General features: G+C 62.0%; 21 protein-coding genes and 1 pseudogene. 2 read left to right on the top strand and 20 right to left on the bottom strand.

Features of this window, described 5'->3' with window-relative positions; all coding sequences use genetic code 11:
* Positions 1-27: 27 nt before the first annotated feature.
* Positions 28-2,403 carry an adenylate/guanylate cyclase domain-containing protein gene (locus G5V57_RS27630; protein ID WP_165171442.1) on the top strand — a complete coding sequence of 792 codons (2,376 nt, stop codon included), beginning with the start codon at positions 28-30 and terminating at the stop codon, positions 2,401-2,403.
* 302 nt (positions 2,404-2,705) lie between these two features.
* Here the strand turns inward: G5V57_RS27630 and G5V57_RS27625 are convergent, their stop codons facing one another.
* The 18 genes and pseudogenes from G5V57_RS27625 to G5V57_RS27540 form a co-directional block, all read right to left on the bottom strand.
* The gene (locus tag G5V57_RS27625; protein ID WP_165171440.1) at positions 2,706-4,016 is read right to left on the bottom strand and encodes an aspartate aminotransferase family protein; all 1,311 of its coding nucleotides are present in this window, start codon (positions 4,014-4,016) and stop codon (positions 2,706-2,708) included.
* Positions 4,016-5,290 (bottom strand): DUF4010 domain-containing protein, encoded by a 1,275-nt coding sequence (locus tag G5V57_RS27620; RefSeq protein WP_165171438.1) that lies wholly within the window; start codon positions 5,288-5,290, stop codon positions 4,016-4,018. The genes G5V57_RS27625 and G5V57_RS27620 overlap by 1 nt, the downstream gene beginning before the upstream one ends.
* A 3-nt stretch (positions 5,291-5,293) precedes the next feature.
* A complete protein-coding gene (locus tag G5V57_RS27615; protein ID WP_165171436.1) occupies positions 5,294-6,826 on the bottom strand; it encodes an acyl-CoA carboxylase subunit beta in 1,533 nt (510 codons plus the stop codon).
* A 38-nt stretch (positions 6,827-6,864) separates the two neighbouring features.
* Positions 6,865-7,572 (bottom strand): ATP12 family chaperone protein, encoded by a 708-nt coding sequence (locus tag G5V57_RS27610; protein ID WP_165171434.1) that lies wholly within the window; start codon positions 7,570-7,572, stop codon positions 6,865-6,867.
* The gene (locus G5V57_RS27605; RefSeq protein WP_165171432.1) at positions 7,569-8,243 is read right to left on the bottom strand and encodes an HAD-IA family hydrolase; all 675 of its coding nucleotides are present in this window, start codon (positions 8,241-8,243) and stop codon (positions 7,569-7,571) included. The genes G5V57_RS27610 and G5V57_RS27605 overlap by 4 nt, the downstream gene beginning before the upstream one ends.
* A gap of 123 nt (positions 8,244-8,366) precedes the next feature.
* Positions 8,367-9,344: an RluA family pseudouridine synthase gene (locus tag G5V57_RS27600; RefSeq protein WP_165171431.1), complete on the bottom strand. Its 978-nt coding sequence runs from the start codon at positions 9,342-9,344 to the stop codon at positions 8,367-8,369.
* A complete protein-coding gene (gene crcB / locus G5V57_RS27595) occupies positions 9,341-9,718 on the bottom strand; it encodes a fluoride efflux transporter CrcB (RefSeq protein ID WP_165171429.1) in 378 nt (125 codons plus the stop codon). Before crcB ends, G5V57_RS27600 begins: the two co-directional genes overlap by 4 nt.
* Before the next feature lie 162 nt (positions 9,719-9,880).
* Complete coding sequence (locus tag G5V57_RS27590; RefSeq protein WP_165171427.1) at positions 9,881-10,234, bottom strand: cupin domain-containing protein; 354 nt, start codon at positions 10,232-10,234, stop codon at positions 9,881-9,883.
* Entirely contained in the window at positions 10,231-11,232 is a 1,002-nt protein-coding gene (gene corA / locus G5V57_RS27585; RefSeq protein WP_165171425.1) for a magnesium/cobalt transporter CorA, read from the bottom strand. Before corA ends, G5V57_RS27590 begins: the two co-directional genes overlap by 4 nt.
* A 19-nt stretch (positions 11,233-11,251) precedes the next feature.
* Complete coding sequence (tdh, locus tag G5V57_RS27580) at positions 11,252-12,280, bottom strand: L-threonine 3-dehydrogenase (protein ID WP_165171423.1); 1,029 nt, start codon at positions 12,278-12,280, stop codon at positions 11,252-11,254.
* On the bottom strand, positions 12,280-13,470 hold the full coding sequence (gene kbl, locus G5V57_RS27575; RefSeq protein WP_165171421.1) for a glycine C-acetyltransferase: 1,191 nt from the start codon (positions 13,468-13,470) through the stop codon (positions 12,280-12,282). Before kbl ends, tdh begins: the two co-directional genes overlap by 1 nt.
* Positions 13,471-13,692: 222 nt before the next feature.
* Entirely contained in the window at positions 13,693-15,132 is a 1,440-nt protein-coding gene (gene lpdA / locus G5V57_RS27570; protein WP_165171419.1) for a dihydrolipoyl dehydrogenase, read from the bottom strand.
* A 10-nt stretch (positions 15,133-15,142) separates the two neighbouring features.
* Complete coding sequence (locus G5V57_RS27565) at positions 15,143-15,781, bottom strand: SGNH/GDSL hydrolase family protein (RefSeq protein WP_165171417.1); 639 nt, start codon at positions 15,779-15,781, stop codon at positions 15,143-15,145.
* Positions 15,782-15,791: 10 nt separating this feature from the next.
* Positions 15,792-17,117, bottom strand: coding sequence for a pyruvate dehydrogenase complex dihydrolipoamide acetyltransferase (locus tag G5V57_RS27560; protein WP_165171415.1), 1,326 nt, complete (start codon positions 17,115-17,117; stop codon positions 15,792-15,794).
* 171 nt (positions 17,118-17,288) lie between these two features.
* Positions 17,289-18,665, bottom strand: coding sequence for a pyruvate dehydrogenase complex E1 component subunit beta (locus G5V57_RS27555; RefSeq protein WP_165171413.1), 1,377 nt, complete (start codon positions 18,663-18,665; stop codon positions 17,289-17,291).
* A 26-nt stretch (positions 18,666-18,691) separates the two neighbouring features.
* Complete coding sequence (locus G5V57_RS27550) at positions 18,692-18,982, bottom strand: hypothetical protein (RefSeq protein ID WP_165171411.1); 291 nt, start codon at positions 18,980-18,982, stop codon at positions 18,692-18,694.
* Between the two features lie 2 nt (positions 18,983-18,984).
* Positions 18,985-19,953: pseudogene (pdhA, locus tag G5V57_RS27545) on the bottom strand (pyruvate dehydrogenase (acetyl-transferring) E1 component subunit alpha); the annotation flags it as partial.
* 199 nt (positions 19,954-20,152) lie between these two features.
* On the bottom strand, positions 20,153-20,449 hold the full coding sequence (locus tag G5V57_RS27540; protein ID WP_165171407.1) for a septum formation initiator family protein: 297 nt from the start codon (positions 20,447-20,449) through the stop codon (positions 20,153-20,155).
* 105 nt (positions 20,450-20,554) lie between these two features.
* On the opposite strand from G5V57_RS27540, the gene G5V57_RS27535 reads away from it, so the two are divergent.
* Complete coding sequence (locus G5V57_RS27535) at positions 20,555-20,950, top strand: Rrf2 family transcriptional regulator (protein WP_165171405.1); 396 nt, start codon at positions 20,555-20,557, stop codon at positions 20,948-20,950.
* A gap of 8 nt (positions 20,951-20,958) precedes the next feature.
* Here G5V57_RS27535 and G5V57_RS27530 read toward each other — a convergent pair whose 3' ends face one another.
* Both G5V57_RS27530 and G5V57_RS27525 read right to left on the bottom strand, forming a co-directional pair.
* On the bottom strand, positions 20,959-21,243 hold the full coding sequence (locus G5V57_RS27530; RefSeq protein ID WP_165171403.1) for a hypothetical protein: 285 nt from the start codon (positions 21,241-21,243) through the stop codon (positions 20,959-20,961).
* A gap of 11 nt (positions 21,244-21,254) precedes the next feature.
* Positions 21,255-21,674, bottom strand: coding sequence for a VOC family protein (locus G5V57_RS27525; RefSeq protein ID WP_165171401.1), 420 nt, complete (start codon positions 21,672-21,674; stop codon positions 21,255-21,257).
* Positions 21,675-21,698 lie beyond the last annotated feature (24 nt).

Raw genomic sequence — 21,698 nt, 5'->3', positions numbered from 1 at the left:
GAAAAGCACTTTACCAGGGGACGTGCGATGCGCGGGATGAATCTCGGAGTTGGCGCCAAACTACTAACCGGACTGGCTCTCCTAGCCACATTTATCGTGGTCAGCGCAGGATTGGCGGTCTACTCCTTCAATCAACTCCACGAGAGCTTCGATCGAGTAGCTTCGACGCAGCTTGCCACCATGGTTGCTGCGGCGCAGTTGAGGCAGGAGAGTGAGATACTGGCTTCGCTGGCACCCAGCCTATTTGCACAGGATATGACCGTCGGTTCACTGACGGAATTCTCTACCAAGACCTTCAGGCTTCAATCGTCCCTACAGAAATTGATCCAGGCGCTCACCAAGGAGCTTGGCAATAAGAGTGACGTCAGCGAGATAGATCGAATCGCGCAGTCGATGTTCTCGAACGCTGACCGGTTAGCCACCCAGATTTACGGCAAGGCGACAGCACAGGCGGACATGCAGCGGGCTGCCGGACAGCTCGCTGCACTGAGTGCTGACTCGCAATCGTTCGCCGAAACCCTGGATTCCGATTCGACGGCGGAGAACCGCCAGCTGATCCGCGATGGGCTCATCCAGCTCGACGACTTGAATGCCAGGGCATTCCGCGCCCTTGGTGGTGGACCGCAAGGCCCATCGCCGGCCGTTCCACCCACCAGCGTTCCCGAGACATCGGCGTCTGCCGTTTCAGGCCTGACGCCGGCGGCTCTTCGCCTTCGCAAACTTGACATTGCGGTCAGCCAAGTGGTTGCGGCGCGTGAGCGCCTGAATAAAATTCAAGTCGAGATCGTCGAGCTGCTGAAGGAAAGCGATTCCCTGTCGCAACAGCTCAGTGAAAGGATTCAACCTCTGACGCAGAGCATACAGGCCGATATCACCGCTCAGAACCGGGTTCTTGGCGCAGTCCTGGGGGAGCGGTCCACCATCATGCTTGCCTTGGGTGTATTGGGACTGCTCTTATCCGCAATTATCGCGACCTATTTTCAGCTGTCAGTCATCGGCCGGTTGAATCGACTGAAAGTCGCGGTGCAACGGGGTTCGCCTACGGAGGCGACGAAACAGCTCTTGACGGGAAGAGACGAAATCGCGGACATGGGACGTGCCGTCGTGAACTACGTCGACGAGATCAAGCGCAGGGACGAGGAGCTCCTGCTTATCCAATCGCGACTCACGAACGCGATAGAGGCCATCACGGACGGCTTTTCGCTCTATGATGCCAACGACGTCCTTGTCACATGCAACTCCCGCTACCGCACACTGCTGTACCCGGACGAAGAAGATCTGGTACGGCCAGGGCAATCATTTGAAACCGTCATCCGCAGAGCAGCCGAGATGGGAATGATCTCTGCTGCTCTGTCCGACAGGGAGGAATGGGTTGCCTCCCGGCTGCAAAGCCATCGAGACCCGAAGGGCCCCACGGTGCAGCTGAGGAGCGATGGGACTTGGATCGAGATTCAGGAACACAAGACGGAGAGCGGCGATACGGTATCCGTCTACACCGATGTGACGGAGCGAAGGCAATTTATCGACAGACTCCTTGAGGCCAAGCAGCAAGCCGAACAGGCGGGCGGAGAGGCCGCGGAGAAGAACCGGATGTTGGAGGCTCTGTCGAACAAACTGTCAAAGTACTTGGCTCCGCAGGTTTATTCATCGATTTTTTCGGGGCGCCACAGTGTCGAGGTATCGTCAACGCGAAAGAAGTTGACGATCTTCTTCTCCGATATCGCGGGTTTCACCGAAACCACGGACAGTCTCGAATCCGAAGAGCTGACTGCGCTTCTCAATCGATATCTCAACGAGATGTCCAAGATCGCGCTGCAATATGGCGCCACGATAGACAAGTTTATCGGTGACGCCATCATGGTGTTCTTTGGCGACCCCGAAACGCGCGGAGCGAAGGAAGATGCGCTCGCCTGTGTGAAAATGGCCATAGCAATGCAGGCACGGATGGCCGAACTGGGTGCAGAATGGCGTGACCTGGGCTTGGAAAACCCCTTCCGGCTTCGGATTGGGATCAACACCGGCTTCTGCACGGTCGGAAACTTCGGCAGTGAGGATCGCGTGGACTACACGATCATAGGCGGCGAAGTAAACCTCGCCGCGCGGCTCCAGACACATACCGAAGTCGGATGCATATTGATCGCGCATGAGACTTTTTCGCTGGTCAAGGATGACATCAGCGCCGTGGAGCGACCGCCGATATCGGTGAAAGGATTTGCGCGACCTATCCGTTGCTACAAGGTGGAGGGCAGCTATGAGGATTTGGCGAAGCCGGGCGCCGTCGTTTACTTTTCCGGAGATGCAGGGACTATCGCGCTCACACTCGATCGTATGGACAGCGAGGAGCGCCAACAACTCCGGAAAGCGGCTCAGACTCTGCTGAAAATACTCGACAGGCAGGATTGACGGCTTGATCGTGCCCCGCTGGCTTGAGTTTAATCTGACTGGGGATGGTACAACGACAGTCGGGATCTCTTGGTAGCTCCCCAGAGATCACAACTCATTCAGCTATCATTTCCTCCCGGTCGAGAGGCGTCTGATCGTCCAGGTTCTGGCCCATTGCGTGAGCTCTCTTCCGGAAGGCTTATCTCTGCGACTCCTGTCCTATACATTGCAAGAGAGCCAGCGAACATTCGTATTGAATACCCGTATGACGAGAGCAGACGAGCCTTCAAGGGACTCGATATAGGCTCCGTTCAGCGTCAGCATCACCTGGCCGCTAAAGAAGCTTCAATCGCCTCCCGGAATATCCTGACGCCTTCCGCAATCTCGCCCTCGGAAATGGTGAGCGGCGGCGCGATGCGGAACACGCTGCCCATGGTCGGCATCTTGACGATATTCGTGCTCAAGCCGCGACGCATCGCTTCCTCGCCGATCCGGCTACCGAGCTCGAAGGCTGGCGACTTGTCCTTCCGCTCGCTGACGATTTCCACCCCCATCAGCAGGCCACGGCCGCGCACATCGCCGATGCAGTCGTAACGTTGCTGAAGCGCAAGGAACTCCTGGCGCAGCAGTTCGCCGGAACGACGCGCCTTGTCGACCAACTTCTCCTCCTCAACGACATCGAGGACCGCCAGTCCGACCGCCGCCGTCAGCGGATCGGACACATGCGTCGTGTAAAAGAGATAGCCGCGCTCATGCGCCTTCTCCTCGATCGCCGCCGTGGTCATCATCGCCGCCAGCGGCAAGCCGGCGCCCAGCGTCTTGGACAAGGTGAGGATGTCTGGCGTCACGCCGTCCCGCTGGTAGGCGAACATGGTGCCGGTGCGGCCAATGCCGGTCTGCGCTTCATCGAGGATGAGCAGCATTTCGCGCTCCTCGCATTTGCGCTTGAGGGCGGCGAGATAGCCGGGCGGCAAGTCGAGGACACCACCGACCGACAGAATCGGCTCGGCGATGAAGGCTGCGAGATTGCCGGTCGACTGGGCATCGATGAGCGCGAAAGCGTCGTCGAGCTCTGTCTGCCAGTCGAGCGTTCCGTCGGCATGGGCGAAGCGTGGGCGATAGGCATTGGGCGCTGGAATGGCCATGGATCCGACCGCGGCGGGCCCGTAGCCTCTGCGGCCGGCGCTGAATGTCGCCGACACGGCGGCGCCCGTCATGCCATGCCAGCTCTTCGAGAAGGCGACGACCTCGTGCTTGCCGGTGACGAGCTTTGCCAGGCGGATCGCCGCTTCGTTCACTTCGGCACCCGTCGACAGCAGGATGACTTTGTCGAGGCCGGTCGCCAGCTTTGCCAGCCGATCCGCCAGATCGACGACCGGACGGGACAGCATGCCGCTGAACAGGTGATCAAGTTCGGCGATCTGCGCCTGTACGATCGCCACGATCTTCGGATGCGAATGGCCAAGGATGGAACTCATCTGGCCGGAAGTGAAGTCGAGGATGGCGCGGCCATCGGCATCATAGACGTAGCTTCCCTTGGCACGCTCGATGATCAGCGGTTCGAAGCTGCCGCCGTAGCGCAGAAGATGCTTTCGCGCCGAGGTCCAGAAGGCCGGATCATCGTTCTTCGACATCAAAGGCTCCTTGCCATGGGGATCAGAAGATAGCCGGCAGCCGCCGCTGCGAAGCTCAGCGCTGCGCCTGAGGCCGTGAGCGCTCCGATGCGCGCACCGCCGACATAGGCGGCGTAGCCCGTCTTGGCGAGCGTGTTCACGCCGACCGCGGTGAGGATAGCCAGCGCCGGCCCGGCCGTCACACCGGCTTGCGCGGCCTTCGCCATGGACAGCGTGATCGCGTCGACATCGGCGAGCCCAGAAATGGCGGCGAGACCGATGAGCCCCGCCTCGCCGAAGAAATGCCGGGCCGCGACCGCGAGCAGCATGACGACGGTCAGGAGCAGACCGAAACGCAGCACTTCCATCAGATCGAAGGGGTTCTTGAGATTGAGATCAGCTTTGCCGTTCTTGGTGCCATCGGGCGAAAAGCGGATAAGCAGATAGGCGTAGACTGCCATGGCGGTGGCGCCGGCGATCAAGGCCGGCGCCAAAGACCAGGCCAGCGCGTGGTTGAGGATGGCCACGACCACCAGGACACGAAGGAGCATCACCGCCCCCGACAGGACCACGCTGCCGCCGAGCAATCTGACGCGATGCGGATTGTCGCGCGCGAGCCTGGCCAGCGTCAGAGTGACGGCGGTCGAGGCAACGAGCCCGCCAGCGCCGGCGGCCATCACCGTGCCGCGCTCCGGCCCCGCGATGCGGATCGCGGCGTAGCCGGCAAAAGATACCGCGGCGATGAGGATGGTCATGAGCCAGAGCTCGTAGGGATTGAGCGCGCCATAGGGATCGATGGCTTCATGCGGCAGAAGCGGCAGCGCGATGAAGGTCATCGCCGCGAGCAGCAGGCCGGCGCGGAATTCCGGCCAGGTGATGCGGGCGAGCCAGCCATGTAGTTGCGCCTTGGTGGCGAGCAGCAGCACCGTCGCGACCCCGGCGCCCGCCGCCACCTGGGGATCGCCTAGCACGGCAAAGGCCCCCAGCATGAAAGTCAGCATTGCGGCGACCACGCTGGTGGCGCTGAAATCATCCTCGCTCACCCCCTCACGCCAGAAGAAGGCGGCGAGCGTGCCACTCACCATGACGAAACCCGCCGCGAGAAGGAGGAAATCGTCCCCCCTCGTCAGTGCGCCGAAGACGCCGCCCAGGAGAGCGATCAGGGAATAGGTCCGCAGCCCGGCGGTGCGCCGGCCCTCCGCCTCGTCACGCTCCTTCCAGCCGCGTTCGAGGCCGATCAGAAATCCAATGGCGAGCGCCAGACCCAGCCGGAGCAGCAGGTCATCACCCGGCATGGACTAAAGCGGAATATTGTCGTGCTTCTTCCACGGATTCTGCAGCTCTTTGTTGCGCAGCATGTTGAGCGCGCGGGCGACGCGCTTGCGGGTCGAATGCGGCATGATCACTTCGTCGAGGTAGCCGCGCTCGGCCGAGACGAAGGGGTTGGCGAAGCGCGTCTCATATTCCTTGACCCGTGCCTTGATGCGCTCGGGCTCGCCGAGCTCCTGGCGGTAGATGATTTCGGCGGCACCCTTGGACCCCATGACCGCGATCTCGGCCGTGGGCCAGGCATAATTGACGTCACCCCTGATGTGCTTCGACGCCATGACGACATAGGCGCCGCCATAGGCCTTGCGGGTGATGATGGTGATCTTGGGGACAGTGGCCTCGGCATAGGCGAAGAGCAGCTTGGCGCCATGCTTGATGAGTCCGCCATACTCCTGCGCGGTCCCCGGCAGGAAACCCGGAACGTCGACGAAAGTGACGATCGGGATATTGAAGCAGTCACAAAAACGCACGAAGCGCGCCGCCTTGCGGCCGGCATCGGAATCGAGCGTGCCAGCCAATACCAGGGGCTGGTTGGCGACGATGCCGACGGTGCGGCCTTCCATGCGCGCGAAGCCGGTGATGATGTTGCGCGCGAAGGCTTCCTGGATCTCGAAGAAATCGCCCTCGTCGACGACCTTCAGGATGAGTTCCTTCATGTCATAGGGCTGGTTCGGATTGCGCGGGATCAGCGTATCGAGCGACATGTCGATGCGCTCGCCATCATCGAAGCTCGGCAGCTCCGGAATCGGCGCGGTATTGGACGACGGGAGGAAATCGATGAAGCGGCGCATCTGGAGCAGCGCCTCGACGTCATTGTCGAAGGCCTTGTCGGCGATCGAGGAGCGTGTGGTGTGGACCGAGGCGCCGCCCAGTTCCTCGGCCGTCACCGTTTCGTTGGTCACGGTCTTCACCACATCAGGGCCGGTCACGAACATGTAGCTCGTATCGCGCACCATGAAGATGAAGTCGGTCATCGCCGGGGAATAGACATCGCCGCCGGCGCAGGGGCCCATGATCACCGAGATCTGCGGGATCACGCCGGAAGACAGAACGTTGCGCTGGAATACCTCGCCATAGCCGCCAAGCGCCGCCACACCTTCCTGTATGCGGGCGCCTCCGGCATCGAACAGCCCGATGATCGGCGCGCGGTTCTGCACCGCCATATCCTGGATCTTGGTGATCTTGCGGGCATGGGCCTCGGAGAGCGAGCCGCCGAAAACGGTGAAGTCCTTGGCGAAGACGTAGACGACGCGCCCATTGATGGTGCCCCAACCGGTGACGACGCCGTCACCCGGGATCTTCGACTTCTCCATGCCGAAATCGGTGCAGCGATGCTCGACGAACATGTCGAACTCTTCGAAGGAGCCGGCGTCGAGGAGAAGATCGATGCGCTCGCGCGCGGTGAGCTTGCCGCGGCCATGCTGGGCCTCGATGCGCTTCTTGCCGCCGCCGAGCCTGGCATTGGCACGGCGCTCTTCCAGCTTCTCCAATATATGCTGCATCAGGTCCCCTACCCTCTATCGTTTCTATAGCCTGCGGCTCAGTGTGAAAGTTCGCAGAAGCGGAGGCAATTGTCGAATTCCCGCTTGCGGAAAGCGCGGCGATGGCGCGCCTCCTCGTCCCAGCCCCATTGCTCGATCTGCCAATCCTCATCGACATGTGCGGCAAGCCAGGCTTCGGCGGGGAGCAGATCCCTCTCGCAGGCCATGGCCGAGATCAGGGCCGAGCCGGTAAGCGTCGTCATGTTGTGGAGCGCGGTCAGCGTCCAGGGCCCCCTGGCGGAGAGAAACTGCCGCAGCGCGGCCAGCGATGCCGGGGGCTGGGCGATATGGACAATGCCTTCGGTCGCCGTGAACTCCCCCTGGAACGCCTGGCGTGCCCAATCGAGCACCGGCTGCCAGATGCGCGCCTGGCGCTCCACCAGATCCGGCGGATTGGCGGCCCGGTAGCAGATGAGGTCGGAGCCCGCGAAATCGACAATCTCACCGATGATGCGGTCCTTGTCGGTCGCCACTCGGTCGAGCGCCGTATTGGCGAGCTTGGTGAAGGGCATCTTATGCGGCTCGATCTTCTGTTCCTGCGCCTCCCATTCGGCGGCAACAGCCTCAGCGAGTGGCCTTGTCGGCAGATCGAGCGGCCGCTTCAGCGGCGTGCGCAAGGGCCGGTCATCGAGCGTGATGGCAAATGGCGCCGCCGCGCCGGTCACGGAGACCTGTTTATAGAAGCGCCGGGCCGAACTCCCCGTCATGCCGCCTTGTCCTGCCACAAAACACCAAGTGTTTCTTCCAAATGATTGAAATCATTGACTATCGCGTGAGGCTTCGCGCCCGCCAGCACATTCGCGGGCTGGAATCCCCACCCCACCGCGACGGCCTTGACGCCGGCCGCGTGCGCCATGTCGATATCGAAGATGGCATCGCCGATCATCACCGTGTCCTCAGCTCTGGCGCCCGTCTCGGTCATCGCCTGCAGGATCATGCCGGGATGCGGCTTGGAGGGCGCGTCGTCGGAAGTCTGGATGGTGGTGAACACACCTTCGAGCCCGAATTGGTCGATGATATGGCGCACACCGCGCTGCGACTTGCCGGTGGCGATGCCGATCAGCACGTCATCGCGCGCCTGGAGCCTGCGCAGCAGATCGAGCGCGCCATCGAAGGGGATTTCGGGAAAGGACTTGTCGGTGCGATAGCTCCAGAAAGCCTGCTTGTAAGACTCCGCCAGGCGCTCATGACGCGCCGCCTCGTCGTGTGGCCGCAGCGTCGCCATCGCCTTGACGAGCGAGAGCCCCACGATCCCCAGCATCTCGTTGCGTGACGGCAAGGGAAGGCCCTCGGAGTTGAAGGCCGCCGTGAGCGAAGCCAGGATCATGGCCTGGCTGTCCATCAGCGTGCCGTCGACATCAAACAAAGCAAGTTTCATTTTCAGCTCTTTTCTTCCGAGCAAATCCCGCCAAAGTTGCAGATTCTGGCGACAAGGATTTGCTCCCGCATATTCAGCGCGAATCCCTTTCGGCGAAGTAATTCCACTTCGCCCTGATGCGCGCTAGCCTTCGTCATAGCGCTGCGGGTCGAAGCCGAACAGGCCCCAGGTCTCCTGCATATGCGGCGGCAATGGTGCCGTAACGTCCACCGTGCCGCCTCTTGGATGCGGAAAGACGATACGCCGGGCGTGCAGATGCAGCCGGTTGGAGATCGCCGCAGGCAGGTCCTGGTCGCCGCCAAATTTGTCGTCGCCCAGGATCGGGTGGCCGATATGGGCCATATGGGCGCGCAATTGATGCTGGCGGCCGGTCGAGGGCTTGAGCGACATCCAGGCCATCACCGGCGGCGCCTTGTCGATGACGCTGTAGTGGGTGACGGCGCGCTGCGCTTCCTCTTCGTGTTCTTCGGCGGCCCGCACCCGGTCGCCGTCGGGGCTCGCCGCCTTGATGAGCGCGACGTCGATCTTGCCCTGGGGCGGCTTGGGCACACCTTTGACGGCCGCCCAATAGATTTTGCGCACGGTCCTGGTCGCAAAGAGCTTGCCGAGGGAGGCGGCGACCGCGCGTCGCTTGGCGATCACCAGCACGCCCGAGGTTTCACGGTCGAGACGATGAACCAGGCGCGGCCGCTCGCCGAGCTCGGCGCCAAGCCCGATCAGAAGGCCGTCTATGTGGCGATGGGTTTTAGTGCCGCCCTGCACCGCGAGCCCGGCCGGCTTGTTGAGAACATAGATGTCCTTGTCCTCATGCAGGATCATGCTCTGGAAGAGCTTCTTCTCGTCCTTGGTGAGAGGTTTGGCCTCAGCCGTGGGCGCATCCGCAGGCCTCGCCTCGAAGGCAAGCGGCGGCACGCGGATCTCCTGACCCTCCTCGAGCCGGGCATTCGGCTTCACCCGCTTGCCGGCGACACGCAACTGCCCGGTGCGGGCGAGCTTGTTCAGATAGGCGAAGGTTACCTGCGGAAAATGGATGCGGAACCAGCGGTCGAGCCGCATGCCGTCCTCATCGCGCACCACGCGGCGATGGATGACCTCGCTCATGCGAAAACCTTGGCGAACGCCATGCCGGCAAAGATCGCCACGAGCGAGAGGACGACTGAGCTCAGCGCATAAGCGCCAGCCAGATAATAGGTCTTGCGCTCGACCAGAAGGGCGAAATCGAGGGAGAATGCCGAGAACGTCGTGTAGCCGCCGAGAATGCCCGTGGTGAGGAAGGCGCGCATCTCGTTCGAGACATTCCAGCGCAGCGCCATCAGCGAAATCAGGAGCCCCATCACGAAGGAGCCCGATATGTTGATCAGCATCGTGTGCCAGGGAAAGCTGTCACCGGCGATCCGGCCGATCAGCACATTCATGAAATGCCGCAAAGTGGCGCCGAAGGCGCCGCCGGCCGCGATCCACAACGTCAGCGCCATGGCTCAATCCTCACACTCAATTCGTCATCCCGGCGAATGCCGGAAGCCATTGAATGGACGCAGCTCAGGAAGTGCTGCCGGCATGGATAGAATTTAGTAGGCCCCGACTTGCGTCGGGGTGACGGTTGAGGGGTATTGTGAAAAATCAGCATGCCCCACGCGCTATTCGAGCGGCAGCAGGAAATACGTCTTGCGCACGGTTTCGATCACATTCCAGGTACCGCGCGTATGGGCGGGGAAATAGACCGCATCGCCCGCCGCGATCTCCAGCACCGTGCCGTCCTCGTGATGGAACTGGCAGCGCCCCATCACGAAATGGGCGAATTCGGCATTTTTGACGGCGCGCTTCCACTTGCCCGGCGTGCATTCCCACACGCCGGCATCCGGCCCCTCTCGCCAATCCTTGGACCGGATCATCGCAACGGGCTCGCCCTGCGGCTCATTCGCCTTGAATTCCTCACCAAGCTCCGACGAGGCGATGCGATCCGATCCTTTGATGAGCGTGAGCTTGTTCATAACCAACCTTTGCGTTTGAAATAGACATAGGGAAGGATCGCCGACAGAATCATCAGTCCGATCGCCAGGGGATAGCCATACTCCCATTTCAGCTCGGGCATGATGTTGAAGTTCATGCCATAAATGCTGGCCACGAGGGTGGGCGGCAGGAACACGACGGCGGCGACGGAGAAGATCTTGATGATGCCGTTCTGCTCGATCGAGATCATGCCGAGCACCGCATCGAGCAGGAAGGCGATCTTCCCCGAGAGGAATGTGGCGTGATCGGTCAGCGAGAGGATATCGCGCTGCAGGATCTTGATACGGGCGCGATGGTCCTTCATCTCGCGCGTCTGCTTCTTCGGCTCGATGATCGCCGTCATGAAAGCGGCGAGGCGGCCGGTCGACACGAGACTCTCGCGCATCTTTGAATTGAAATCGCCTTCCTCGCCGATCTTCTCGAGGAGCTCCGGCAGATTGGGCGCCTTCTTGCGGACGCGGCGATTACGCGAATGGCGATCGGAATCGAAGATCCGGCGCGACGTTTCATCGACGATCGTGCCGACGCGCTCGAGATGGTCGGCGGCCCGGTCGACCACCGCTTCCAGGAGGCTGATCAGCACGCCCCAGCCCGACATCGAGGTCACCTGCGGCTTCATCGCCCGGCGCACATAGACCGGGAAGGCCTGCGGATGATGGTAGCGGATGGTGACGAGCTGGTTTTCCTTGATGATGAAGGTGACGGGCGAGGATTCAGGGCGATCGTTCTCGCCCCGGCGGATCAGATTGGCGGTCATGAAGAAGGCGCCGTCCTCGGAATAGAGCCGGCTCGACGCCTCGATCTCGGCCAATTCCTCGCGCGTCGGAATGTCGATGCCGAGCCCCTCCTCCACGGTGGCTTCCTCCGTGTGGGTCGGCTCGACCAGATCTATCCAAACTGTGCCCGGCGGGATGACCGGCTTGTCCGACTGGGGGAACTCGGTCAGGCAGCCATTGGCAGTACCATAAGCAACCAGCATAATCGGTCCCCTGCCATGTTCAGTTGCTCCAGTCCAGAACGACCTTGCCGCAGGAACCCTGCTTCATCAAGGCAAACCCTTGTGCGAAGTCGGTCGCCTTCATGCGATGGGTGATGACCTTGCGGATATCGAGGCCCGATTGCAGCATGGCGATCATCTTGTACCAGGTCTCGAACATCTCGCGGCCATAGATGCCCTTTATGGTCAGCGACTTGAAGATCACCGAATTCCAGTCGACCGGTGTCTTGCCCGAAGGGATGCCGAGCATGGCGATCTTGCCGCCCATGATCATATGCTCGACCATCTGGTCGAAGGCTTTGGGCGCCCCCGACATCTCAAGCCCGATATCGAAGCCTTCGCGCATGCCGATGCGGTCCATGACCGAACGCAGATCCTCACGCGAGACGTTGACGGCCACGACGTCCGCCACTTCCCGGCAGAGGTCGAGGCGGTAGTCATTGATATCGGTCACCACCACATGGCGGGCGCCGACATGACGGCAGACCGCCGCCGCCATGATGCCGATGGGCCCGGCGCCGGTGATCAGCACGTCCTCGCCGACCAGGTCGAAGGAAAGCGCGGTGTGGACGGCATTGCCCAGGGGATCGAGGATGGAGGCGATCTCGTCATCGACCTCGGTCGGCAGATGGATGGCGTTGAAGGCCGGAATCTTGAGATATTCGGCGAAAGCACCCGGCACATTGACGCCGACCCCCTTGGTCTCGGGGTCGAGATGGAAATGACCGGCACGCGCCATGCGGCTCTTCATGCCGATGAGATGGCCCTCGCCCGACACCCGGTCGCCTACCTTGACGGTGCGGACATGGGTGCCGATCGCCTCGACGACGCCGGAGAACTCATGGCCCACCACCATCGGCACCGGAATGGTCTTCTGGGCCCATTCGTCCCATTTCCAGATATGCAGGTCGGTGCCGCAGATGCCGGTTTTCCTGACCTTGATCAGAATGTCGTCAGGACCGATCTCCGGGACCGGTTCGTCCCGCATAACCAGGCCTTCTTTCCGTTCGGCCTTAACCAGTGCCCGCATCAGATCACCCCGAGTTCCTTGCCCACTTCCGTAAATGCCGCGGCGGCCTTGTCAATATCCTGCGGCGTATGGGCGGCCGACATCTGGGTGCGGATTCGGGCCGCACCTTGCGGCACCACCGGATAGAAGAAGCCCGTCACATAGATGCCCCGCTCATAGAGCTTTGCCGCCATGTCCTGGGCGAGTTTGGCCTCGCCCAGCATCACTGGGATGATCGGATGCTCGCCGGGCAGCAGATTGAAGCCGGATTTGCTCATGGCGATGCGGAACCGCCTTGCATTGTCGAAAAGTCCGTTGCGCAGTTCATCGCCGCGTCTCGCCATATCGATGGCGGGGATGGCGGCACCGACGATCGGCGGCGGCAGCGCGTTGGAGAAAAGATAGGGTCTGGAGCGCTGGCGCAGGAGATCGACGATGGGCTTCGCTGCGGCCACGAAGCCGCCGGCCGAGCCGCCGAGCGCCTTGCCGAGCGTGCCGGTGATGATATCGACGCTGATGCCGGCCCGCGCCGGCGTTCCCCGTCCCTGCGGACCGATGAAGCCGGTGGCATGACAGTCGTCCACCATGATCATGGCATCATGGGCGTCGGCGAGTTTCCTGATCTGGCCGAGTTTCGCCAGATAGCCGTCCATCGAGAAGACGCCGTCCGTCACGACGATGACACGGCGCGCGCCTTCGCCGCGCGCGGCTTTCAGCTGTGCCTCGAGATCGTTCATGTCACCGTTGCGGTAGCGGAAGCGCTTCGCCTTGGAGAGCCGTATGCCGTCGATGATCGAGGCATGGTTGAGGCTGTCCGACACGATGGCGTCCTCGGCCCCGAACAAAGGCTCAAACACGCCACCATTGGCATCGAAACAGGCGGCATAAAGTATGCTGTCTTCCTGCTGCACATAATCGGCGATCTTGGCTTCGAGCTCGCGATGCAGATCGGTCGTCCCGCAGATGAAGCGCACCGAGGCCATGCCGAGGCCGTGGGTCTCCATCGCCGCCTTCGCCGCCGCGATGAGCGCCGGATGATCGGCGAGGCCCAGATAGTTGTTGGCGCAGAAATTGAGCACCTCATGGCGGGCGCCGTCGCGTATGACCTTGATATGCCCGTCCTGGGGCGAGACGATCGGCCGTTCGGTCTTCCACAAGGATTGCGCCCGGATGGCGTCAAGTTCGGTCGAGATATCGGCAAGTACGGACATACGGCACTCCTCAGCAACTCTAGTCCCGACAATGGGATGATTCAGGCTAGCACTGTTCTTTCTTAGGAACGGAGGCTCACTTTTGCAAATTCGGCAGTGCAGCCATGTTTCCCGCCAGCTAACACTCGTCCGTCATCCCGACGAAAGTCGGGATCCCGAACGACTGACGATTTCAGTGCATCCCGGCTTAGGCCGGGACGACGATAGGATGCTGCGGATCGCTCACATGTGAATGACGCGGCCATAAGCGTCGAGCACGCTTTCATGCATCATTTCGGAAAGGGTCGGATGCGGGAAGACCGCGTGGATCAGCTCCTCTTCCGTCGTCTCCAGGCCCATGGCGATCACGAAGCCCTGGATCAGTTCCGTCACTTCGGCGCCGACCATATGCGCGCCGAGCAACTGGCCGGTCTTGGCGTCGAAGATCGTCTTGACGAGGCCCTGATCCTCGCCGAGCGCAATGGCCTTGCCATTCGCCAGGAAGGGGAAGCGGCCGATCTTGACTTCGTGGCCGGCGGCCTTTGCCTTCGCTTCGGTGAGGCCGACGGAGGCGACCTGGGGATGGCAATAGGTGCAGCCCGGGATCTTGTTCTTGTCCATGGGATGAGCGTCGAGGCCCTTGATCTTCTCGACGCAGATGACGCCTTCATGCTCGGCCTTGTGCGCCAGCATCGGCGGACCAGCCACATCGCCGATGGCATAGATGCCCGGCACATTGGTGCGGCCGTAACCGTCGGCAACGATGCAGCCTTTCTCGGTCTTGATACCCAGGGCCTCGAGGCCGAGATTCTCGATATTACCGACGACGCCGACGGCTGAGATGACGCGATCCACAGTGAGATCCGACTTCGATCCACCCTGCTCGATCGTCGCCGTCACCGAATTGCCGGACTTCTTCAGCGCCGTCACCTTGGCGCCGGTCTTGATCTTGAGTCCGCGCTTCTCAAGTTGCTTCTGGGCAATCTTGGCGATCTCGGCATCCTCGACCGGCATGATCTGGTCAACGATCTCGACCACTGTCACATCGACGCCCATCGCCTGATAGAAAGAGGCGAATTCGATCCCGATGGCGCCCGAGCCCACGACCAGAAGCGACTTCGGCATCTCCGGCGGCACCATGGCCTCGAAATAGGTCCAGACCAGCTTGCCGTCGGGCTCGAGGCCGGGCAGCACGCGGGGCCTGGCGCCGGTGGCGATGATGATATGCTTGGCCTTGTAGGTGCCGGGCCCAATCGTGCCGCGCGGTGGCGCATGCTGCGGCTGCATCGGCGCCTTGGACGTATCGGTGACGATCACCTCGCCCGCTTTGCCGAGCTTCGCTTCGCCCCAGATCACCTGCACCTTGTTTTTCTTAAGCAAGCCGCCGACACCCATATTGAGGCGCCCGGAGACGGCGCGCGAGCGCTGCACCACCGCCTTGGCGTCAAAGCCGACCTTCTCGGCGGAAAGGCCGTAGTCCTTGGCATGCTGCATGTAGTGATAAATCTCGGCCGAGCGCAGCAGCGCCTTGGTCGGAATGCAGCCCCAGTTGAGGCAGATGCCGCCCAGATGCTCACGCTCGACAATGGCGGTCTTGAAGCCAAGCTGGGCCGAGCGGATGGCGGTCACATAGCCGCCGGGGCCAGAGCCGATGATGATGATGTCAAATTCCGTATCGGCCATGGGGCCCTCCTCACAAACTCAGAATTTCCTTTACCACCGGCACAAGGCCCGTGCCGATGGCACGTGTATTCGCCGCATCGAGATGCACGCCGTCGGTCGGATCGGCCGTCGCCACGCTCGCTGCGTCGAAGTAAAAACAATTCGTCTCGCCGGCGAGCCTCGCATATTGGGCGCCGAGATTCTTCGACTCGGCGAGGGCATGCTCGAAATACCCGGCGAAATCCTCATCCTCGGTCTTGCCGAGATGCGGCGGCGACATCAGCAGGATCTGCGGCACGGTGCCGCCCGGCTTGTAGGCAAAAGTGCGGACGATCTCGACGAGCCGCGCCATGCCGAGACGCGCTTCGAAGGCGCGCTGGCGCCCTTCCCATTTGAGGTCGTTGGTGCCCAGCATGATGATCACGAGATCGAGTGGCTGATGGGTCGAGAGCGCGATCGGCAGCGCCACCGCGCCGCTGCGGTTCTCGAGCACATAGGGATCGTCATGCACCGTCATGCGGCCGTTCTGGCCTTCCTCTATGACGCGCGCCTTCCCATCGAGCCCCGCCGCCAGCACATTCGGCCAGCGATCCTCGAAAGCATGACGTGTCCAGCTGCCTGCCTTGAAGCCCCAGGTGAGCGAGTCCCCGAAAGCAAGGATGCTCTTCACGGCGGCGCCCTTACGCCATCATCAGCGCCGGCTCTTCGATGAGCACCTTGAAGGCCTGCAACAGCTGGGCGCCGAGGGCGCCGTCGACGACACGGTGGTCGACCGAGAGCGTACACATCATCTGGGTGCGGATCTCGATCTTGTCGCCGACCACGACGGGCTTCTTCTCGCCGGCGCCGACCGCCAGGATCGTCGCATGCGGCGGGTTGATCACGGCGGAGAAATTCTCGATGCCAAACATGCCGAGATTGGAGATGGCGGTGGTGCCGCCCTGATATTCATGCGGCGCGAGGCGGCGCTTCCTGGCGCGGGCTGCCAGATCCTTCATCTCGAGCGAGATGGCGGACAGCGTTTTGGTCTCGGCCTTGCGGATGACGGGCGTGAAGAGGCCGCCCTCGATGGCCACCGCGACGCCGACATCCGAATGCCTGTGCTTCAGCATGCCGCCTTCGGTCCAGGTGGCATTGGCGTCGGGCACGCGCTGCAGCGCCAGCGCCATCGCCTTGATGACAAAATCATTGACCGACAATTTCCAGGCCGGGTTCTTCTCCTTGTCGCGCGGCGCATGGGCATTGAGCCGCTCGCGCACGCCGAGGAGATTTTCGAGATCGCAGGTGATGGTCAGATAGAAATGCGGGATGGTCTGCTTCGCCTGCATGAGACGCGAGGCGATGATCTTGCGCATGCCGTCATGCGGCACGACCTCGAAGGAGCCCGGCTCGAAGAGCTTGACGATGGCGTCGTCGGCCATGGGGGCGGCCAGCTGGGCGGGAGCGCCCGCCGCCGCGGCAGCCGGCGCCTTGGCGCCGGGCTTGGCGGTCTCGACGTCCTTCAGCACGATCCGCCCATGCGGACCCGAACCCTGGAGACCGGCGAGGTCGATGCCCTTCTCCCTGGCGATGCGTCGCGCCAGCGGCGAGACAAAGACGCGCCCACCAGCCTGGCCATTGGTCTTCGCGGCGGGTGCCGCTGCCTGAGGTTTGGCGGCCGGCGCTTCCGCCTTTGCCGTCGCTGGGCTCGCGGGAGCCGCTGCGGGAGCGGCTGGTTTCGGCGCGGCAGGTGCTGCTTGCGCCTTGATGTCGGAGGCTTTCTCGCCCTCGCCCAGAAGCACTGCGATCGGCGTGTTGACCGCCACATCGTCGGTGCCTTCGGCGATCAGGATCTTGCCGACGACGCCTTCATCGACGGCCTCGACTTCCATCGTCGCCTTGTCGGTCTCGATCTCGGCGAGGATGTCGCCGGACTTGACGCTGTCGCCTTCCTTCTTGAGCCACTTGGCGAGCTTGCCCTTTTCCATCGTGGGCGATAGCGCGGGCATGAGGATATTGGTGGGCATCAACGCGCTCCCTTACAAGTAATCTGTTGTTTTCCCTCAGCCGTCATCCCGGCGAAAGCCGGGATCCATCGAGCAGCTTTGTGCGTGAGGAGAGAATTTAGTGGGCCCCGGCTTGCGCCGGGGTGACGGTGAATGCAACTCGTGACGGCGTCGAACATTGCGAGCCTCGACCTAGACGTACAGCACCGATTTCGCGGCCTGGACGACGTCGTCCACATTGGGCAGCGCGAGCTTTTCCAGATTGGCGGCATAGGGCATCGGCACGTCCTTGCCGTTCACCCGCGCCACCGGCGCGTCGAGATAATCGAAAGCATGCGTCATCAATTGCGCGGCGATCTCGGAGCCGACCGAACATTGCGGCCAGGCCTCCTCGACGGTGACGCAACGATTGGTCTTCTTCACGCTCTCGACGACGGTTGCGATATCCATCGGCCGGATGGTCCGAAGATCGATCACTTCGGCTTCGATGCCGTCGGCGGCGAGCTTGTCGGCAGCGCCCAGGGCGTATGTCATGCCGATGCCGAAGGAGACGATCGTCACATGCTTGCCCGGACGGGCGACTTTCGCCTTGCCGATCGGCACGATCCAGTCCTCGACCTTCGGCACCTCGAAGCTCTTGCCATAAAGGATCTCGTTTTCGAGGAAGATGACCGGGTTCGGATCGCGGATGGCGGATTTCATCAGGCCGAGCGCGTCCGCCGCCGTATAGGGCATCACCACCTTGAGGCCCGGCACGCTCGAATACCAGGCGGCATAGTCCTGGCTGTGCTGGGCGGCGACGCGGGCCGCCGCACCATTGGGACCGCGGAACACGATCGAGCAGCCCATCTGGCCGCCCGCCATGTACAGCGTCTTGGCGGCGGAGTTGATGATATGGTCCATCGCCTGCATGGCGAAGTTGAAGGTCATGAATTCGACGATCGGCTTGAGCCCGGCAAAGCCGGCGCCCACCGCGATGCCGGTGAAGCCGTGCTCGGTGATCGGCGTGTCGATGACGCGCTCGGGTCCGAATTCGTCGAGCATGCCCTGGCTGATCTTGTAGGCGCCCTGATACTGGCCGACCTCCTCGCCCATGAGGAAGACGTCCTTGTCGCGGCGCATCTCATCCGACATCGCCAGACGCAGCGCCTCGCGCACCGTCATCTGGACCATCTCGGTGCCTTCCGGCACTTCCGGATCGCGAAGCGATGAAGAGGCAATAGCGGGAGCGGCCGGCGCCTCGCTCCTGGCTTCCGCCTTGGGGGCCGCGGCCGGCTTCTCGGCAGGCGCGGCTTCGGCTGGCTTCGCCACGGGTGCTGGAGCCGCCTCGCCCTCGCCCAGGATCACGGCGATCGGCGTATTGACCTTCACATTCTCGGTGCCTTCCGGCACCAGGATCTCGGTGAGCTTGCCCTCGTCGACGGCTTCGACTTCCATCGTCGCCTTGTCGGTTTCGATCTCAGCGATGACGTCGCCGGATTTGACGCTGTCACCTACCTTTTTGAGCCATTTGGCGAGCTTACCTTCCTCCATGGTGGGAGAAAGCGCTGGCATGAGGATATTCGGCATGGATCACGTCTCCAGAAAAGCTCAGATCAGGCTGGCTTGAGGAAAAGGGTCGAAAGCGCCAATACGATCATGGCGCAAATGGCGGCGAGGAACACCAGAAAGGCACGTCGATAGCGGACGAGATGGGGAGTCACGGCGGCGCCCAGACGCGTTTCGAGCGTGGCGAACCGCCAGCGGCCGAGCTCGAAATACGAGCTGAGCTTCTCGCCCCTGGGTGCAAGGCGCGCGACCGACAAAGCGCTGAGACCCGCAATGGACCAGGCGATGTAAGCGGTGAGCGCGCCCACGAACATCACCACATGGATGAGTCCGCCCATGATCACGCATTCACATAAATGTCCGTCCACAGTTCGGAAGGATCGGGCTCGGGGTCGGACTGCGCGAATTCGGCGGCTTCCGTGACGATAGCGCGGATCTCGGCGTCCATCTTCTTGAGCTCGTCCTCGCTCGCGCCACCGGTCTCGATCAGGCGCTTCTTCACCTGCTCGATCGGGTCGGACTCCTCGCGCATCTTCTGCACTTCTTCCTTGGCGCGATATTTGGCCGGGTCCGACATCGAATGGCCGCGATAGCGGTAAGTCATCATTTCAAGGATATAGGGGCCATTGCCGTCCCGGCAGTGAGCGACCGCCTTCTCGCCGGCGGCGCGCACGGCACGCACATCCATGCCATCGACCTGCTCGCCCGGAATGCCATAGACCGAGCCGCGATTGAACAGCTCCTCAGACTTGGCGGCGGAGCGGGTGACCGCCGTGCCCATGGCATAGCGGTTATTCTCAATGATGAAGATGACCGGCAGCTTCCATAGCGCGGCCATGTTGAACGTCTCGTAGACCTGACCCTGATTGGCGGCACCTTCGCCGAAATAAGTGAGCGAGACATGGTCGTTGCCGCGATATTTGTTGGCGAAAGCGAGACCGGCGCCAAGCGGCACCTGGGCGCCGACGATGCCATGGCCGCCGAAGAACTGCTTTTCGCGGCTGAACATGTGCATCGAGCCGCCTTTGCCCTTGGAATAGCCCCCGCGCCGGCCGGTGAGCTCGGCCATCACGCCCTTGGGATCCATGCCGGTCGCCAGCATATGGCCGTGATCACGATAGGAGGTGATCACCTGGTCGCCCTCCTTCAGCGCCATCTGCATGCCGACGACGACAGCCTCCTGGCCGATATAAAGGTGGCAGAAGCCGCCGATGAAGCCCATGCCATAAAGCTGGCCGGCCTTCTCCTCGAAGCGGCGGATCAGCAACATGTCGTGGTAGGCCTGGAGCTCCTCTTCGCGGTCGAAGAAGTCGCCGGTTTCACCCGACCTCGCTTCCCCCCGGGGTTGATTCTTGTGGGATTTCTTCGCGATATAGGCCGACTTGACCGCCATAGGACCGCCTCTCCATCGTTTTCTTGAGGGGAACTATAGCACTAAACACTTGGTTCAACAGGGAAAATTCTTGATTAACTGGTTTTCAGTTTATCGGCCGGAATATTAAGGGAATTTAGTTCGGCAGTTTGACGATCAGCTCGCCTGGCTTGCCGAAATCGAGGGTCGAGCGCGCCAGTTCGTCGAGCATGTCAGGATCGATCGATTGCGGCCGCATGAGAGAAACCTTGCGTTCCAGAGCCTGGCGCTCGTCGCGAATGGCGGCAACCTTCACATTCAACGCTTCCGCCTTGGCGGCGAGCGCGTCGCGGTGGTCGAAGCTGCGCGGACCGTAATAGCCATGCCAGCCGAAATAGCCGAGCAGGCCCATGCAGACGAGCATGACGATCAGGTCGAATTTGCGCTTCACCATTCCCCGAAATTGACGGGACGAGGTTAACATTGCGTTGCGGTTCAGACGCCGCCGCCCTAAATATGTAATGGTCGGAGTTGCATAATGCTGTCGAGCAGTCGATTCATGGTCGCGGTTCACGCGCTGAGCGTCATCGCCCGCAGGGCGGATGGCGGTCCCGTCTGTTCAACCATCGTCGCCGAGAGCGTCAACACCAATCCGGTGGTCATTCGCCGCCTGATGCGCGATCTCGAACGGGCTTCCCTCGTCGCCTCCGTCACCGGCCGCGCCGGCGGCTTCAAGCTCAGCCGCCATGCCGGGCGCATCACCCTTGCCGACATCTACAAGGCGGTCGAGGATGAGAGCATCTTCCGCATGCACAAGACAGACCCCAAGCACAAATGCCCCATCGGGGCGGCCGTCATCAAAGTCGTGGCGGAGCCTCTGCGCGGCGCCGAACAGGCGCTCGAGCGGGCACTGGCCGCCACTACGCTCGACGACATAGCGAGCCAGATCAGTTGAACTGGAAATCAGGAGCCGTTTTTATGCTCGTGCAGGAAGCGGGCAATCTGCTGCTTGAGCTGGAACTGCCGGGCGGGATCGCTCATCGATGACGCATCCACGAAGATGTTTCGCTGGATGTCGGTCGGCAGATCGTTCCACTGCATGATCACCGCCGCGCCAAGACATTTCAGGATGCGCTCTTCATCCTTGGCCAATGCCGTGTCCGGCACCGGCGTCGGAGCGATGGCCCCGCCCTCATTGTCCCAGCGGCCGAGGGCCTTGGTCAGATCATAGAAGTTCCTTCCAGCCATCCGGTCCTCCATCATTGCCGTTCGGTGAAGCCGCGGCAGACCGCGGCCAGCTTGTTGCCGTCCGGATCGCGGACATATGCGCCATAGAAGTCCGGGCTGTAATGGAGTCTGAGTCCGGGCGGGCCCTCGCAATTGCCGCCCTGCGCCAAAGCGGCGGCATGGAAATCATCCACACCCTGCCACGAGTGCGCGCGGAAGGCGACCATGCTGCCATTGCCCACCGTCGCCGGCTGCTGATTGAACGGAAGGCCGATCCAGAACGCGCATTCGCGCAGACCATTCTCCTCGTAAAGGCCCCAGCCGGCCGATGTGCGGTCCCATTCCGGATCGCCGGTGATGCAGCGCTGCATGCCGAGCGGCGCCAGGACCTTGTTGTAGAACGCGATGGCCCGGGCAAGATCGCTGGTGCCGAAATAGACGTAAGTCAGCATAGGAACCCTCACTGAGCGACTTGC

It is taken from the genome of Nordella sp. HKS 07, from assembly GCF_011046735.1.
Taxonomy (GTDB): Bacteria; Pseudomonadota; Alphaproteobacteria; order Rhizobiales; family Aestuariivirgaceae; genus Taklimakanibacter.
This window is presented reverse-complemented; position numbering and strand designations above follow the sequence as displayed.